This window comes from Streptomyces sp. NPDC043680, assembly GCF_056436685.1.
Genome location: NZ_JBWKCE010000002.1, coordinates 240,365 through 254,953 on the forward strand (window position 1 = coordinate 240,365; position 14,589 = coordinate 254,953).

The following is a 14,589-nucleotide window of genomic DNA, read 5'->3' on the forward strand; positions in this document are numbered from 1 at the left end:
GGGGGGGGGGGGGGGGGGGGGGGGCGGGGGGGTGGGGGGGGGGGGGGGGGTGGGGGGGGGGGGGCGGGCCCCCCCCCCACCACCCGGGATGGCGCGAGGGCAGTGATCAGGCGATCGAGAAGGTGACGACCGTCTGGTAGGTGTCGGCGAACATGAACGGCGGCAGCTGGATCATCCCGGCGCCGCCGACGGCGAACTCGCCACCGGTCAGCTCGTCCCCGCCGGCGGCCTGCGAGGCCACCTTCATCGGGGTGTCGGTGATCGCGCCGGGGGCGCCCGCGGTGCAGGTGCTCGGGCTGTCCGGGTTGGTCACGGTGCAGGACGGCTGGATGCCGAGCTGCGCCTTCGCCATGGCGTGGCCGGTCGTCTGGTTCAGGAACGGCGTACGGGTCGCCGTCACGTCCCAGCCGAGGGTGCCGCCGCGGAAGTCCTGCACGGTCGCGGCGTTGAAGACGCCGACCACCGACTGGGCCTTGCCGTTGATGGTGACCGACGGGAAGGCGACGGCCGGCTGGCCGTCCTTGGGGCCGAGGGCCAGCGGGCCGGGGAGGACCTCGATGTCGACCGGGTTCTTCACGCCCGCCTGGTCCTCCAGGTACACGAAGGACTTGTACGGGGTGACCGAGCCGTCGATCTTGATGGCGTCGGCCTTCTTGGTGACGGTGAGGTTGCAGGTGGCGGCGCCCGAGGCATCCGCCGTACCGGTGCCGGTGTCACCGGTGGCCGCGCCCGCGAGCAGGGCGGAGCAGGTGACCGCCCCGGCGGGGAAGTTGGCGCCGGAGACGGTGACCGCGGTGCCGGCCTTGCCGCTGTTCGGCGTCACCTTGGTGGTGACCGGGTCCTTGGGCAGGGCCTCCACCGCGACCGAGCCGATGGAGGCGCTCGGGCGGGGCGCCGGGACGCACGTGGTGGTGAAGACCGAACCGCTGAGGTCGGCGTCGGTGACCGCCTGGTCGAGCCTGACCTCGACCGTGGTGCCCTCGGTGCCGTCGGGGATCTTGATGGTGCCGGAGAACGCCTTGGGGTCCAGGGGGGTCCCGGCCACGACGCTGACGGTCTCGGGCGGGCTCGTGACCACCTGGGTCGTCGAGCCGACCTTGAGGGTGATCTTGGTGGTGTTGACCGTGGTGACGGAGAATCCGGGGATCAGCGGGCTCGCACCCGGGTCGATCGTGATCGGGACGACATCGCCCGCCTTGGCCGTGTCGGGCAGGGTGATCGTGTAGTTCTGGTTGCCCGCACCGTCCGGCTGCGGCGCCGGGGCGTCGCAGTTCTCGAAGACGGGGGTGGTCTTGGTCGCCGCCTGGGCGGTGCCCGCCGTGCCCACCACGCCGCCCGCCAGGGCCAGGGACAGGGCGCCCGCCCCGGCCAGAACTCTTCGTCGGAACGTTGTACTCACTGGGTCGCGACTCCTTCGTCAGACGAACCCTCCCCCCACCCGCTGTGTGGGGGAGGCCGAGCCGGTGCGGTGGCCGACATTGACGCGTCGCGGTGATGAGAAGTCAATGGATTCCTTTCGCCGGAAGCGCACAGAAATTGATGTCCCATCAGGGCAGGGCTGCGGGACCCGGCCGGGCCCGGGCGGCAGGCGTGCCGCGGGGGCCCGGAGGTGCGCGGGGGGCCCGGGGGGTGCGCGGGGGCGGGCTCCGGCGTGCCGTGCGCCGCGGGCCCTGGCGTGCCGCGGGCCTTGCCGTGCAGCGGGCCCTGGCGTGCCGCGGGCCTTGCCGTGCAGCGGGCCCTGGCGTGCGTGGTCCCTAGCCTGCCGCGGCCGGGATGTGCAGCATCCGGTTGGCGGTACCGGCCGGGACGGCCGTGATGCGGTCCGGTACGGAGTCCCGTACGAGCACCGCGGCCACCTCGGTGGGGGTCTTGGCCAGGCCCTGCGCCAGGATCAGCGCGGCGACGCCCGCCACGTGCGGGGCGGCCATGGAGGTGCCGGACGTCCGGGCGAGGGCGGTGGTCGAGTCCTTCCAGGCCGAGGTGACGGCCACGCCCGGCGCGGACAGGTCCACGCAGCGGCCGTGGTTGGAGAACGACGCCCACTGGTCCGCGACGTCGGTCGCGCCCACCGTTACGGCGGCGGTGACGCCCGAGGGCGATCCCGCACAGGCGTCCCCGGCGGCGTTGCCCGCAGCGACGGTGAAGGTGATCCCGGCCTTGATCGCCCGCTTCACCGCCGCGTCCAGGGCGTAGCTGCGACTGCCGCCCATGCTCATGTTGGCCACGGCGGGGATGCCGACGGCCGCCTTCGCGTCCTTCACCATCCACTCCAGGCCGCCCAGGATGGACGTGAGCGAGCCGGAGCCCTTGCAGTTGGCGACCTTCACCCCGACGAGCGTGACCTCCTTCGCCACCCCGTACGTGGCCCCGCCCAGGATCCCCGCGACGTGCGAGCCGTGCCCGTTGCAGTCGGCGGAGGTTTCGCGTCGCACCCCGTTGTACCCGGCCCGGGCCCGGCCTGCGAACTCCCGGTGCACGGTGTTGATCCCGGTGTCCACCACGTACGCGGTGACACCGCGCCCGCCGGTGGCGTACGTGTACGAGCCGTCGAGCGGCAGGTCGCGCTGGTCGAGCCGGTCCAGGGGCCACGGCGCGGGGATCTGGGTGCCGGCGATCCGGAACTCGGCGTCCGGTTCCACCGAGGCCACCCGCGGGTCGGCGGCGAGGGCGGCGGCCCGGGCCGCGGTGGTGCGGACGGCGAAGCCGTCCAGGGCGGTGTCGTAGACGGCCCCGACGTCGTCGCCGGCCTCGGCGGCCTGGTTGGCCAGGGTGAGGGCCGGGGCGCGTGCGGAGCTGTCCTTGAGGACGACGACGTAGGCGGCGGTGGGCGTTTCGGTGGCGGCGGCGGTGTGCGGCGGCAGGGCGGTGGCCGCCGCCAGCAGAGCGGCGGCCGGAAGCAGCGCGGTGATTGCGGTCATGCGGCCGATGCTCGGCGAGGCACGAACACGGCGCGCGGAGGGTGCGCCGAGTGGCCGCACGACACGCCGCCGTACGGGTCAGCCGGAGAGGCTCCAGCCGCGCATCGCGAAGACGCCCTCGTCGCGGGCTCCGGCGGACCCGTACGTGGCGAGGGCCGCCTCGTTGTCGGTGTCGACCCCCACCCACATGCCGTAGCAGCCGCGCGCCCTGGCTTCGGCGGCGAGGGCCTCGGTCAGGGCGCGGCCGATCCCGCGGCGCCGGTAGCCCTCGTCCACGGAGAGCTCGTACAGGCACATCTCGGTGCCCTTGTCCGGGTGGGTCATCTCGACCCCGGAGACCAGGCCGGCCGGCACGTTGTCGACGTAGGCGATGAGCATCAGGTGTCCGGGCGCGGCCAGGAACTTCTCGGACCGGTCGAGGCGGACGGGGCCGTCGAAGAGCCCTTCCGCGGCCTGTAGTTCGGCGATGGTACGGGCGGGGCGGATGTCCATGGCGGTCACGATAATGGCCGGATGACCAGTGGCGACCGTGATTTCGACACGGCGTGGCGGGCCTCCCGGGAAGCCGGCCCGCCGCTCCGCCCGGTTCAGGCGCGGAGCGCCAGGGCCGCCGCGTAGCCCTCCGGCGCGGCCAGGTCCGCCAGGGTCCAGCCGGAGACCGCAGCGGGCACCCGGCCCGAGCCGACGTACGGCTCCGCGAGTCCCGCCGCCAGACCCGTGCCCGTGGCCTTGAGGTAGGCCTCCTTGCGGCACCACACCCGCGCCAGCACCACCCGCCGCTCCGCCTCCGGCAGCGCCTCCAGCTCCGCCGTCTCCGCCGGGTGCAACGTCCGCAGCACGTCCGCGACCGCCGCCGCGCCCGGCAGCACCTCCACGTCCACCCCGACCGTCACGCCCGACACCGCCACATACGCCAGGTCGTCACTGTGCGAGAGCGAGAACTGCACCCCGCCCCCGGCCACCGCCGGCCGCCCGTGCGGTTCGCCGCAGCAGGGGCAGTCCTCCCGGACCAGCTCCACCTTCTCCGGCGCCAGCCCGAGGTAGCCGCCGAGCAGCACCCGCAGCCCCACGTGCGAAGCCAGGTAGCGCTGCCGGTCCGCGTCCCGCATCAGCCGCCGGGCCCGTTCGCGTTCGTTCGCGTCCAGCATCGGCAGCGCCTCGGCGACCCGCTGGCCGCCGACCACCTCCCGCGTGGTGTCCAGGGACCACACCGCCACGGCCGTGCCCGTCGGAAGCGCGCCGATCCGCGGTATGTCCGCGTCGAGTTGGTTCACGTACGTCCTCACCCGACGAGGGTAGACGAGCCGCTCCCGGCAGGCCCGGCTGCGGCCGTTCCCGATGCCCCGCCCGGCCAGGGGAGTTCGGGGTGCGGCGCCGACCGGGGCCGCGCTCAGCCGGCCGTGGGTGACGGGGTCCCGTCGGTCCAGGCGTAGACCCGCTTCCCGCGCACCGTGACCTGGTACTGGTAGAAGTCCCGGCACTCGGGCCGCTCCTCGGCGCGGGTGCCGCGCGGCCACCACGTGGCACCCAGCTTCGGCCCGCTCTGCTGCTTCGGCGTGCCCGAGGCGCACTGCGGGCCGTCCAGCGGCGTCGCGCCGAGCGTGAAGCGGATCACCCGGGCCTTGCCGGAGCTGCGCTCGCGTATGCGTATGTCGGTGGCGTCCGCGGGTATCCAGGCCGGCAGGGCGAACGCCCGCTTCTCGTGCCGGGGCGCGTCCGCAGCCGTCACGAAATGCCTGCTCTTCTCCTCGAACAGCGTGTCGTTGACGGAGTCGGTCACCGGATTGGGCGGAAGGTTGGGGAGGGCGAACGCAACCGTGGCGAGGACGCCCACGGTGCCTGCGGCGATGGCGAGGGGACGGCGCTTCATGTGATCCAGTCTCGGCCCTGGAGCCCCGTCTGCGCGTCACACCCCAGGACGAGCTTTTTCTCTGACTGAGGTCTGATGCGGGCCCCTACCCGAGTGCCGGCTGACGGCTCGGCCCCCTACCTCAGAGGTGGCTCCACCGGCCGGGCGACGCCCCGACACCCCTGCCGCCAGGCGGCGTTATAGCTGCGTACCGGCCGTCTCGGAGGGAAACGCCCATGCGCCGCCGCCGTCTCGCCCCCGTCCTCGTGTCCGCGGTCGCGGCCGGGGTGCTCGCCCTGGCGCCGCCCGCCGCGGCTGCCGCGGCCACCTCGGCCACGCCGGCCGTCCCGGCCGACAAGCCGCAGGTGCTGATCGGGTGGACGCAGACCAGCGCCGCCAGTTACCAGGCCTGGGCCCGGGCGCGCACGGACCGGGCCAGGTGGGCGGCGTACCGCTTCGACTGGTCGACCGACCTCTGCACCGCCTCGCCCGACAACCCGTTCGGCTTCCCCTTCCACCTGGCCTGCGCCCGCCACGACTTCGGCTACCGCAACTACCGGGCGGCGGGCGCGTACGAGACCCACAAGTCCCGTGTCGACGACGCCTTCCACGCGGACATGAGGCGGGTCTGCGCCGGGTACCCGCCGGCGAAGAAGACCGCTTGCGACAGCACGGCATGGACGTACTACCAGGCGGTCAAGGCCTTCGGCATCTCCTGACGTGCCCCCCGTTCCCCGAGAGGCGGACACCATGACCGCGCGTTACGTCACCGATCTGATCAGCGCGTTGGAGCGGTACGCGGACCGGCCCGCGCTCGGCACCTGCGGCCCCGGCTCGTCCCCGCTGACGTACTCCGGGCTGCTGGACCTCGTGTACCGGCTGGCCGGTGCGCTCGCCGATCGCGGGGTGGCGCGCGGTACCGGCCTGGCCTGCGTGTTCGGCGGCAACCGGGCCGAGGTGGTGCAGGTCAGGCTGGCCGCCCACCTGCTGGGCGCGCGGCTCACCCAGATCGTCACCGACCCCAGCACCTACGGCGTGGAGTTCGTCCTCCGGGACTGCCGCCCCCACCTCGTCGTCCACGACCTGCCGGTGCCCGACACGGGCGCGGCCCGGCTCCCCCTGGACGAGCTGCTGCGCGCGGCAGCGGCGGGCGAGGCGAAGCCGCTGCCCGTCCGGGCGAGGGAGGACGACCTGGCCCGTGTGACGTACACCGCCGGTACGACGGGCACCCCCAAGGGCGTGGCCTCCACCTTCCGTGCGCTGGCGGCCCGCACCGACGGCCGCGGCAGCCGGGAGGGCGGGGAGCTGCCGACGTACCTGTCGGTCACCTCGCTCGCCCAGCGCGCCGGCGGCCGCTGCCTGGAGGAACTGCGCTCCGGGGGCCGGGTGGAGCTCCTCGCGCCGTTCACCACCCGGGAGTTCGCGGCCGCCTGCCGCCGCCTCGGACCGGTGTCGACCTACCTGATGCCGTCGATGATCTACCGCCTGCTGGACGATCCCGCGACGGCCGAGGGGATCCCCGGGCTGAGCGTGATCTCGTACGGCGCCGCGCCGGTCCTGCCCGAACGGCTGCGCCAGGCGGTGACCCGCTGGGGCGGCCGCTGGCAGCAGGGGTACGGCATGAACGAGGCGGCGGTGATCTGCCGCCTCACCCCCGCCGACCACGAGAGGGCGGTGGCGGACCGGCCGGAGCTGCTCGCCTCGGTCGGCCGGCCCGCGCCGGGCGTGGAGACCGAGGTCCGCGACGAGCGGAACCGGCCGCTGCCGGCCGGGAGCACGGGCCAGGTGTGGATCCGGTCCGCGGCGATGATGACGGGCTACTGGAACCGGCCCGACCTGAGCGCGGAGGTGATCCGGGACGGCTGGCTGCGCACGGGCGACCTCGGGCACCTCGACCCGGACGGCTACCTCCACCTCGACGACCGGGCCGCCGACGTGGTGATGGTCGACGGCGACAACATCTACTGCCTGCCGGTCGAAGCCGCCCTGGCCCGCCATCCGGGGGTGGCCCAGGCGGTGGTGGTGGGCCGTGCCAGCCCGCTGACGGGCGAGGAGGTCTGCGCCTTCCTCGTCCCGGCCCCTGGCCACCCCCCGAGCCCCACGACGGCCGCCGAGGCCTGTGACGTGGTCACCCGCACCCTCTCACCGGCCCACCGCCCGACGACGGTCCACTGGCTGAAGGACATCCCGCTGACCCCCCAGGGCAAACCCGACAAACCCCACCTCCGGGCCGTGGCCGGTCCATCGATGGCCGCGTTCACGTAGATCGCTTCCAGAGCGCGGATCGGTGCCCGCCACTCACGCATCAGCTGAAACGGATCACGCCTCGCCCACTGCCACAACGGTGCTGCAACGACCCCGGCACATTCACACGCCGGGGTCGCCCTTCCGGACGCCACACGTGAGAGTGCGGCGACCTGTTTACGAGCATATGCCTCCTGGCGACATTCCGGCAGTGGGACTTCGGTGGGTGAAGCCTTTCTCCGGGTGGGGGCGCACCGGCAAAAGGCACCCATGCCGGATACCGTCGTGCGGCGTGGCTGCCACGTGGCTCGTGGTCGCGCCGGCGTCGGGTAAGTCGACGGCTCCGGTCGCCGCGCCGGTAGGCCGGCTCACGGTTTCGATGGTCGGCCTGACCGATCCCGCCGGCCCGGGCCGAGCCGGTACGAGCGCGGATTCTCCTCGGCCGATCAAGTTGGTCTCGGTGCCGAGAGTGGTCGGACTCCCGACTGCAAGAAGACGTCGCAGGGGAAGGCTCCGTTGCTGAGGGACCCGTTGCTGGAGGACGCCGTCGTCGGCCCCGAGCCGACCTGGAACACCCACACGGCGTTGGGGTTGCCCCCCGCCGTCCAGGGTGAGGTGCCGTACGCCACGACGAGGTCGCTCCTGGCCTGGAGGCCCACAGGCTCATCGAGGGGCCGCAGAAACGCGCAAAGGGCTGGGATTCGTTCGGCGATTTCTGCGTGATCCGCCATTCGCGCCGACAGGTGAATAATACAAATAGCTGAATTGAAATTCCTGTGGCCTCGGCGAGAGCCAAGAGAATTCATGAGGCAACGGCGGAACCGAACTGCTTGGCGCCGGTGCGCGACACGGCGCCACGGCAGGTCCAACTGTCCCCGGACCATGGGAGTCTGCTCGCCAGACCAAGGTTCTCGGAGCGGAGGCACGCATCCCGTGGGCGCCCACATCAACCCCACCGTCAGCAGACGCCGACTGGGATCGGAGCTACGCCGGCTCCGGCAGATCAGCGGCATGACGACGCAGCAGGTGGCGGAGCACCTGTTGATCTCGCAACCCAAGATCAGCCTTCTGGAGAACGGCCGCCGCCTCATCAAGGCGCGCGACGTGCGCGATCTCTGCCTGCTGTACGGAGTCGAGGACCAGCGGCTCGTCGACGACTTGATGCGACTGGCCCGGGAATCGGCCCAACAGGGCTGGTGGAACGCCTACGGTGACGTCCCGTACGGCGCCTACATCGGCTTGGAGGCCGAGGCCGCCGCAATCCGGACCTACGAGCCCCTGGTGATCCCGGGCCTGCTGCAGACGCCCGCGTATGCCCGGGCGGTCATTGCAGGAACGATCCCTCATGCCACCGCCGACCAGGTCGCCGCACGCCTGCACGTACGGCTGCGGCGCCAGGACCGACTGGCTCCCCCCGGCAACCCGCTGCGCCTGTGGGCCGTACTGGACGAATCCGCGCTGTGGCGCACCGTGGGTAGCCGCGACATCATGCGCGAGCAGCTGGAGCATCTGACCCACCTCGGCGCCCAGCCGCACATCACCGTGCAGGTTCTTCCTCACGAGGTGGGAGCGCACCCGGGTGTATCGGGACAGTTCTCACTGCTCGAATTCGCCGACGCCACTGATGTGAGCGTGGTGTATCTGGAGAGGTTCACCAGCGACCTCTATCTGGAGAAACGATCCGACGTACGGCTCTACAGCGGCATGTATGCGCATGTGCAGGCACAGGCGCTGAGCCCGCACAGTAGTCGCCGGTTCATTGCCGAAGCCATCGAGGCCTACGCCGGCACGGAACTCCCGGCGACCTGCCCCTAACCCCACCGCACCCGTGATCGCCGTGCGGTACGACCGAGCCCATGCGCCCCCGCCCGCGGCCTCGCCAGGGCAGGGGCGCGTGCGTGCAGGCTCACGCCGCCCATGGCCCGCTCGGGCTTTCGGCGCGTCCGGACCAAGGTGCGGGAAGTCGTGCCGGACGATCATGAGAAAAAACCCTCCCCGGGGGGAGGGCTTGAGGTGCGAAGTGGAGGGTGCCCCCGGCAGGACTCGAACCTGCGGCCAAGTGCTCAGAAGAGACTGGTGTGTTTCAGCTCCAGTGTGGCCCTGACCAGGGCCGTAGCCGCCCATGGGCAATTCTGGAACGCCACCTCCACGTCTATCCATCGGAATGCTGCATTCCCCTGACGCCGCACGCCTACGGCTTCGAGGGATCGCTGGTCGCCAGACTCATAGACTCCGAACCGCGGATACCGTCACCTCGCCGATGCCTCGGCCAGCAGTCCGCCGGCGTGGGCGCCGACCTGGGGCCCAGCTTCATCGAAGCGATCACCCGGTCGGTGCGAGGTGTGATCAGCCTCAGGCCCACCGCCACCGACGCCAGGGGAGCGCGATGCGCGCGCCGTCGTCGTCTGGGCGCCGCACGCTAGTACAACGCCTGTACGGCCGGACCGGGGTGTGCCGCCGCCACCGCTGGGAATCCGTGAGCACGCGGTGATATAGGTGCAGTGCCAGAGCCAGTGTTGTTACGGATCCAAGCGAAGTTCCGTGATGGACTGCGTGAACTGATCTCGCACGAGTGGGTCAATGTTCTGCGCCTTCTCGTCGTCACTGGACTGGTCTCGGGCACCAAAAGCTGTGGATAGGTACGGAGGGCGCGGGGGCGTCGCCTGCATCTCGCTAAAATGGACCACCGTATCGGCGAAGGGCTCGTCACCCAGCTTCTTTTTGGCCAGGCTTGTGGGGGCAAAATCCGTTCGCGTGCAGACATCTGATGCCGCTGGGGCGTGCTTGCATTTCCCCGGCTTCATATCTCCATTCGGCGTAGACATTGAAATGTATGCAGTCAGTCGAACGATATTTTGTTTGCCGTCATTTGCGTCGAATACGAACGAGTGGGTCCGTGTCTCTCCAGGAGCCAAAGACTCCCCCGTGGCTAGCAAATCGTCGAAACTGAGGAGGGTTTCATACTTTCCAAAATGTCGTCGATTTGGCTTCCCCAGATCCAGCGTTGCACTTGCATTGCGGGCACTCATGCCTTCCGCCGACTCTACTCGGTGCCCTGTGACCACATAAATGGCACCCAAAGTTTTCGCGGGTGCTGCGCCATTGTTTTTAAGTGTCACAACGCCGCGGATTCGGGTGGTCCTGCGCGAGGTGTTGATCTTCTCCAATGTTGCGGAGACGTCGACCTTTGGGCGTTCGTTTACAGGTTTATAAAAGGTCATATAAGCCCACTGGGAAAAACCCAGGAGTGGCAGAAGGGTGCCCAGGGCCACCCAGCCAAAATTTAGATGGCCATATACCGCAGCGCTAATCACTAGCATGAGGGCGCAAAGGAAGAGAATGAGTGTCGGAATTAGCCATTCCATGTCCAGTGTCGGGCTGTGCAGGTCGATCCAGATCGGAATGAACAGCATGGGTAGAGCTGCAGCCTGAGATAGCAGCACAATCGGGTAATGCCAGGGGCTGTGAATCGTGGCGCCGGGGGGAGTGGCTGCGCTCGCACGGTCGCGCCGTCGCTGTTGGTTACGTGCTGTTCGGATAGCGGCGGAAATGGCACTCGGGCCGGTTGGCCTACGGGACGCGCCAGGTAGGATTCGGCAGACCTTTCGCAGGAGGTGGGCGAGAGAACTCCCGTGGTACATCTGGAGCAGTGCGACAATGTTGAGGGCTGTAATTAGGAATCTGAGGAGCGCTGAGAGAACCTGCTCCTTTCCGTAATCCTTTACGTCGTAGACGGCGCTCCACGTGAAGAGGGAAATTTCTGCGAGGAGGATAAGCACGAGGAGTCGGCAAAGGAACCGATAGCGTAGAGGCGAATTCTGTTTGGTGATCACGAGGCGTCCGTCTCCGTGGGTGTCAACTACCTGCTTTATGGTCCGCGGACTCGCGCTGGCCGTGGCGATGTTTCCCGACTGCTGTCCCAGAGGGCCGGATTTGACCGCATTTCGGTGACGGAATGTTCGGTGGCAGGCAAGCGCGGCGGCCACCATCGCGCTGAGCTATCTCTGGCGGCTTCGTCGAGTCTGTCGGTCTTGAGCCCGCCGGATCGGGCATCGACGGAAGCGGGTGGTGTCGTTTACGGGGTGCGCGGGGATCTGTCCCCGTCGAATAGGCGACTTCGTCGATATGGGTGGACGTCGTGAGGGCGGGCGCCTTGTGTTCCCCCGGACAAGTTGCCTGGTGAGGTGCAGTCTTTTGTGTCACGTCTCTGTGATAGCGGAGACGCGTACGCTCCCATACCCAGGGCGTTTGAATTCTCACCCTGATGGGCGAGCCTCTTCACCGGAGAAACGATCACTCGTGGCCTATTGAGAGCCGCAGGGATTAGCCACCGGGAGCTTCCAAGGCGCGGGCTGAACGTCGAGATCGTTACAGCCTCCGTCCACAAGGTGTGCGCAGAGGACTGGAACGCGTCAAACCCGGACCAGTCGCGCCGCTACACCCTCCCCGTCAAGCGCAAGCCGCAGCACGACGTCGGGACCTGGCGTTTCCACAAATGGACAAGCGGTCCCTCGTGAACCCGCACCAGGCCGCCCTCCTGTTGGACGCGATCCGCCGGCGTCCCCGCGGGGAGAGCGACTTCACGCCCTTTTCGCGACGTTGTACTACCTGGGCGTTCGCCCTGAGGAGGCGGTGGCGCTGGCCGTCGCCGATGCACGCCTGCTGGTGGAGGGGGACGTAGACCAGTGGGGCGAACTGTTGATCCATACGGCTCAGCCCGAGGTGGGTGGCAACTGACGGATTCGGGTGAGATCCGCGAAGAGCGCGGACTCAAAGGCCGGGCCGCAGACGACATGCGGTCCGTGCCTTGCCGTCCGGCCTTGACCAGGATCCTGCGCGAGCACGTTGAGCGCGAGGGCCTCAAGCCGGGTGACCTGCTGTTCCAGGGGGAGAAGGGGGACATGTTCGCGGGCTCTGTCATCCGCCGAGCCTGGCGTACGGCTCGCGAGAAGGTTCTTACTCGCATGAGTTCGAGTCGCCGCTCGGGAGAAGGGTGCACGACCTGCGGAACACCTGCTTGACGAACTGGCTCAACGGGGGCATCCCGCCGGCCCAAGTGGCTGACTGGGCCGGCAACAGCGTTTCAGTCCTCCTGGCGACCTGCGCACGGTGCATCGACGGGCAGCTCGCTGATATGAAGCGACGGATCGCGGAGGGGGGAGATCTGCCGGATGTGGGCGCCTAGTGTTGTGACCGGAAAGGTCCACCGGGTCGCGCCGCCCGGCACGGCACCTCGCTGCGTTGTCGGACCGCGCAAGTACGTCCAGTACGAGCCGCGGGCCTTGGTGAAGTTTTCTGGTGCCTCTCATGTCTGGTGCTGTGGCCGGGAAGGTTTGCCGGGTCGCGTTGTCCGATGCAGTGCATCGCAAGGCGGCGTATTCTCCGCAGCCACCCGTAGAAACCCGGTGACAGCCGGACACGCCCGGACCGTCCCCAGCCCACGCCGAGGGCGGCCCGGGGGCTGGTTGGGTGATGCAGCGTACCTGAAAAGGTGGCCCTGACCTGCGCAAAAGCCCTCCCCGGGGGGAGGGCTTGAGGTGCGAAGTGGAGAGTGCCCCCGGCAGGACTCGAACCTGCGGCCAAGTGCTTAGAAGGCACCTGCTCTATCCACTGAGCTACGGGGGCCGGAAGGTGGCCGTGGTGGCCTGGAGCCCCGGGGTGGGGGTGGGACTGCGGTCCGTGCCGGGTCAAGGATAGGGCTCCGGTTGCCTTGTCCCGGTTGCTTCACTCGCGTGCCACGATGTGGAGGTTCGGTGAAGCGGTCCCGATAATCGCAGGCAGGTGCGATTCTCGCACCGCTTTTGCGCCGCGGCGCCCTGGGTGTTGTGCACTCGTTATGCCTGCGTCCCACTCGTCCGCTCTATCCAAAAGGTCCCCCTGGAGTCGCGGTCGGCGCGCAGAGGACGTATAAGCTTCAAAAATGGTCCTAAATTGGGCATTCTTCGCATGTGGTGACCTTGGATGTTCGGCCTCAGCTGCTCGATGCCCTGTCCGCCTTGCGCGACCGGGTCGCGTCCGTGCGTCTGCCGCTGCCTCTGCCCGGCGCTCCCCGCGCCCGCCAGACCAGAGCCGAGCTGCTCGCCCAGCTCGACGACTACCTCGTACCCCGCCTGAAGGCGCCCGAGGCCCCGCTGCTCGCCGTCGTGGGCGGGTCCACCGGGGCCGGCAAGTCCACCCTCGTCAACTCCCTCGTCGGCCGCCAGGTGAGTGAAGCCGGCGTGCTGCGGCCCACCACGCGCGTCCCCGTACTCGTCTGCCATCCGGATGACCACCACTGGTTCGCGGGAAAGCGGGTCCTGCCCGATCTGCTGCGGGTCTGGGCGCCTCCCGGAGAGGACGACCCGGTCCCCGCCCCGAAGCGGAACCCGCCGCGCGGACCCGGTCGGGGGAAGACCGCCGCCACCCGCGAGCTGCGCATCGAGACCGTCGCCACCCTGCCGCGCGGACTCGCCCTCCTCGACGCCCCCGACGTCGACTCCCTCCTCGTCGAGAACCGCACCCTCGCCGCCCAGCTCATCTGCGCCGCCGACGTCTGGGTCATGGTCACCACCGCCTCGCGGTACGCCGACGCCGTCCCCTGGCACCTGCTGCGCACCGCCAAGCAGTACAAGGCCACCCTCGTCATCGTCCTCGACCGCGTCCCGCACCAGGTGCTCACCGAGGTCTCGCGGCAGTACGGGGCGCTGCTCACGCGGGCCGGGCTGGGCGACGTACCGCGGTTCACCGTGCCGGAGCTGCCCGAGTCGGCCGGCGGGGGCGGGCTGCTGCCGGTCAGTGCCGTCGCCCCGCTGTACACCTGGCTCGCCCACCACGCGCAGGATCCGGCCGCCCGCCAGTACGCCGTCGGGCGCACGGCGCTGGGCGCGCTGGACTCCCTCGGGCGCCGGATGCCGGAGCTGGCTTCGGCCGTCGCCGCCCAGCACGCCGCCGCCGTACGGCTGACCACGGCGGTGGAGGAGGCGTTCCGCACGGAGGGCAAGCGGGTCCGCAACCGGCTCGACGAGGGTGCCGTACTGGCCGGTGACGCGCTGACCCGGTGGCGCGGGTACCCCCTCGACACCACCCCCGACGAACTGCTCGACTCGCTGGCCGAATCGCTCGCCGCCCTCCTCCAGTGCGCCGTGGCCGCCGCCGACGAGCGCATCGCCGAGGCCTGGCGGCGCGAACCGGCCGCGGGGGCCGTACCGCTGCCCGCACCCGACCGGGACGCGGCGGAGCGCATCGGCCTGGCCGTACGCCGCTGGCGGCGCGTCCTGGAGGAGCTCGCCGAGGAGGAGGTCGCCCGGCTCGACAAGCAGCCCGCGCCCGACCCCGACGGGGTCGCCGCCCTGCTGGTCGCCGCCCTCCTCGGCGGCAGACGGGCCCGGCCCGCCGGGGAGAAGCTCGCCGAGCGGATCGGCGTACAGAGCGCCGTGCGGCTGCGCGACCGGGGCGGCGAGCTGGTCGGCGAACACCTGGAGCAGGTCCTGCGCGCCGAACGGGACCGCCGGCTCGCGCCGCTGGAGGCGCTCGAAGTGAGCCCGGAACCACAGGCCGAGCTGATCGCCGCGCTGTCCGTACTGCAGAAGGAGAGGTGAC

At 70.2% G+C, this 14,589-nt stretch carries 11 protein-coding genes and 1 tRNA gene; 4 read left to right on the forward strand and 8 right to left on the reverse strand.

The window, feature by feature from the left end:
* Positions 1-106: 106 nt before the first annotated feature.
* The 5 genes from AC0666_RS04515 to AC0666_RS04535 form a co-directional block, all read right to left on the reverse strand.
* Complete coding sequence (locus AC0666_RS04515; RefSeq protein ID WP_478707074.1) at positions 107-1,399, reverse strand: hypothetical protein; 1,293 nt, start codon at positions 1,397-1,399, stop codon at positions 107-109.
* A gap of 355 nt (positions 1,400-1,754) precedes the next feature.
* Positions 1,755-2,918, reverse strand: a complete 1,164-nt coding sequence (locus AC0666_RS04520) for a S8 family peptidase (RefSeq protein ID WP_478707075.1) — start codon at positions 2,916-2,918, stop codon at positions 1,755-1,757.
* A 78-nt stretch (positions 2,919-2,996) separates the two neighbouring features.
* On the reverse strand, positions 2,997-3,410 hold the full coding sequence (locus AC0666_RS04525) for a GNAT family N-acetyltransferase (protein ID WP_478707076.1): 414 nt from the start codon (positions 3,408-3,410) through the stop codon (positions 2,997-2,999).
* Positions 3,411-3,505: 95 nt separating this feature from the next.
* On the reverse strand, positions 3,506-4,204 hold the full coding sequence (locus AC0666_RS04530; RefSeq protein ID WP_468968071.1) for a 4'-phosphopantetheinyl transferase family protein: 699 nt from the start codon (positions 4,202-4,204) through the stop codon (positions 3,506-3,508).
* 104 nt (positions 4,205-4,308) lie between these two features.
* A complete protein-coding gene (locus tag AC0666_RS04535) occupies positions 4,309-4,788 on the reverse strand; it encodes a hypothetical protein (protein WP_468582922.1) in 480 nt (159 codons plus the stop codon).
* A 215-nt stretch (positions 4,789-5,003) separates the two neighbouring features.
* Here AC0666_RS04535 and AC0666_RS04540 point away from each other — a divergent pair, with 215 nt between their 5' ends.
* Entirely contained in the window at positions 5,004-5,486 is a 483-nt protein-coding gene (locus tag AC0666_RS04540) for a phospholipase (RefSeq protein ID WP_478707077.1), read from the forward strand.
* Positions 5,487-5,517: 31 nt separating this feature from the next.
* Positions 5,518-7,032: a class I adenylate-forming enzyme family protein gene (locus tag AC0666_RS04545; RefSeq protein ID WP_478707078.1), complete on the forward strand. Its 1,515-nt coding sequence runs from the start codon at positions 5,518-5,520 to the stop codon at positions 7,030-7,032.
* 425 nt (positions 7,033-7,457) lie between these two features.
* On the opposite strand, the gene AC0666_RS04550 is transcribed toward AC0666_RS04545, so the two are convergent.
* Entirely contained in the window at positions 7,458-8,024 is a 567-nt protein-coding gene (locus tag AC0666_RS04550; protein ID WP_478707079.1) for an ice-binding family protein, read from the reverse strand.
* Here AC0666_RS04550 and AC0666_RS04555 point away from each other — a divergent pair.
* Positions 7,945-8,826 carry a helix-turn-helix domain-containing protein gene (locus AC0666_RS04555; RefSeq protein WP_478707080.1) on the forward strand — a complete coding sequence of 294 codons (882 nt, stop codon included), beginning with the start codon at positions 7,945-7,947 and terminating at the stop codon, positions 8,824-8,826. The genes AC0666_RS04550 and AC0666_RS04555 overlap by 80 nt on opposite strands.
* A gap of 704 nt (positions 8,827-9,530) precedes the next feature.
* On the opposite strand, the gene AC0666_RS04560 is transcribed toward AC0666_RS04555, so the two are convergent.
* Positions 9,531-10,424, reverse strand: coding sequence for a hypothetical protein (locus AC0666_RS04560; RefSeq protein WP_478707081.1), 894 nt, complete (start codon positions 10,422-10,424; stop codon positions 9,531-9,533).
* 2,139 nt (positions 10,425-12,563) lie between these two features.
* Positions 12,564-12,636: transfer RNA gene (locus tag AC0666_RS04565), tRNA-Arg, on the reverse strand.
* Positions 12,637-12,968: 332 nt separating this feature from the next.
* On the opposite strand from AC0666_RS04565, the gene AC0666_RS04570 reads away from it, so the two are divergent.
* Positions 12,969-14,588: a dynamin family protein gene (locus tag AC0666_RS04570; RefSeq protein WP_478707082.1), complete on the forward strand. Its 1,620-nt coding sequence runs from the start codon at positions 12,969-12,971 to the stop codon at positions 14,586-14,588.
* Position 14,589 lies beyond the last annotated feature (1 nt).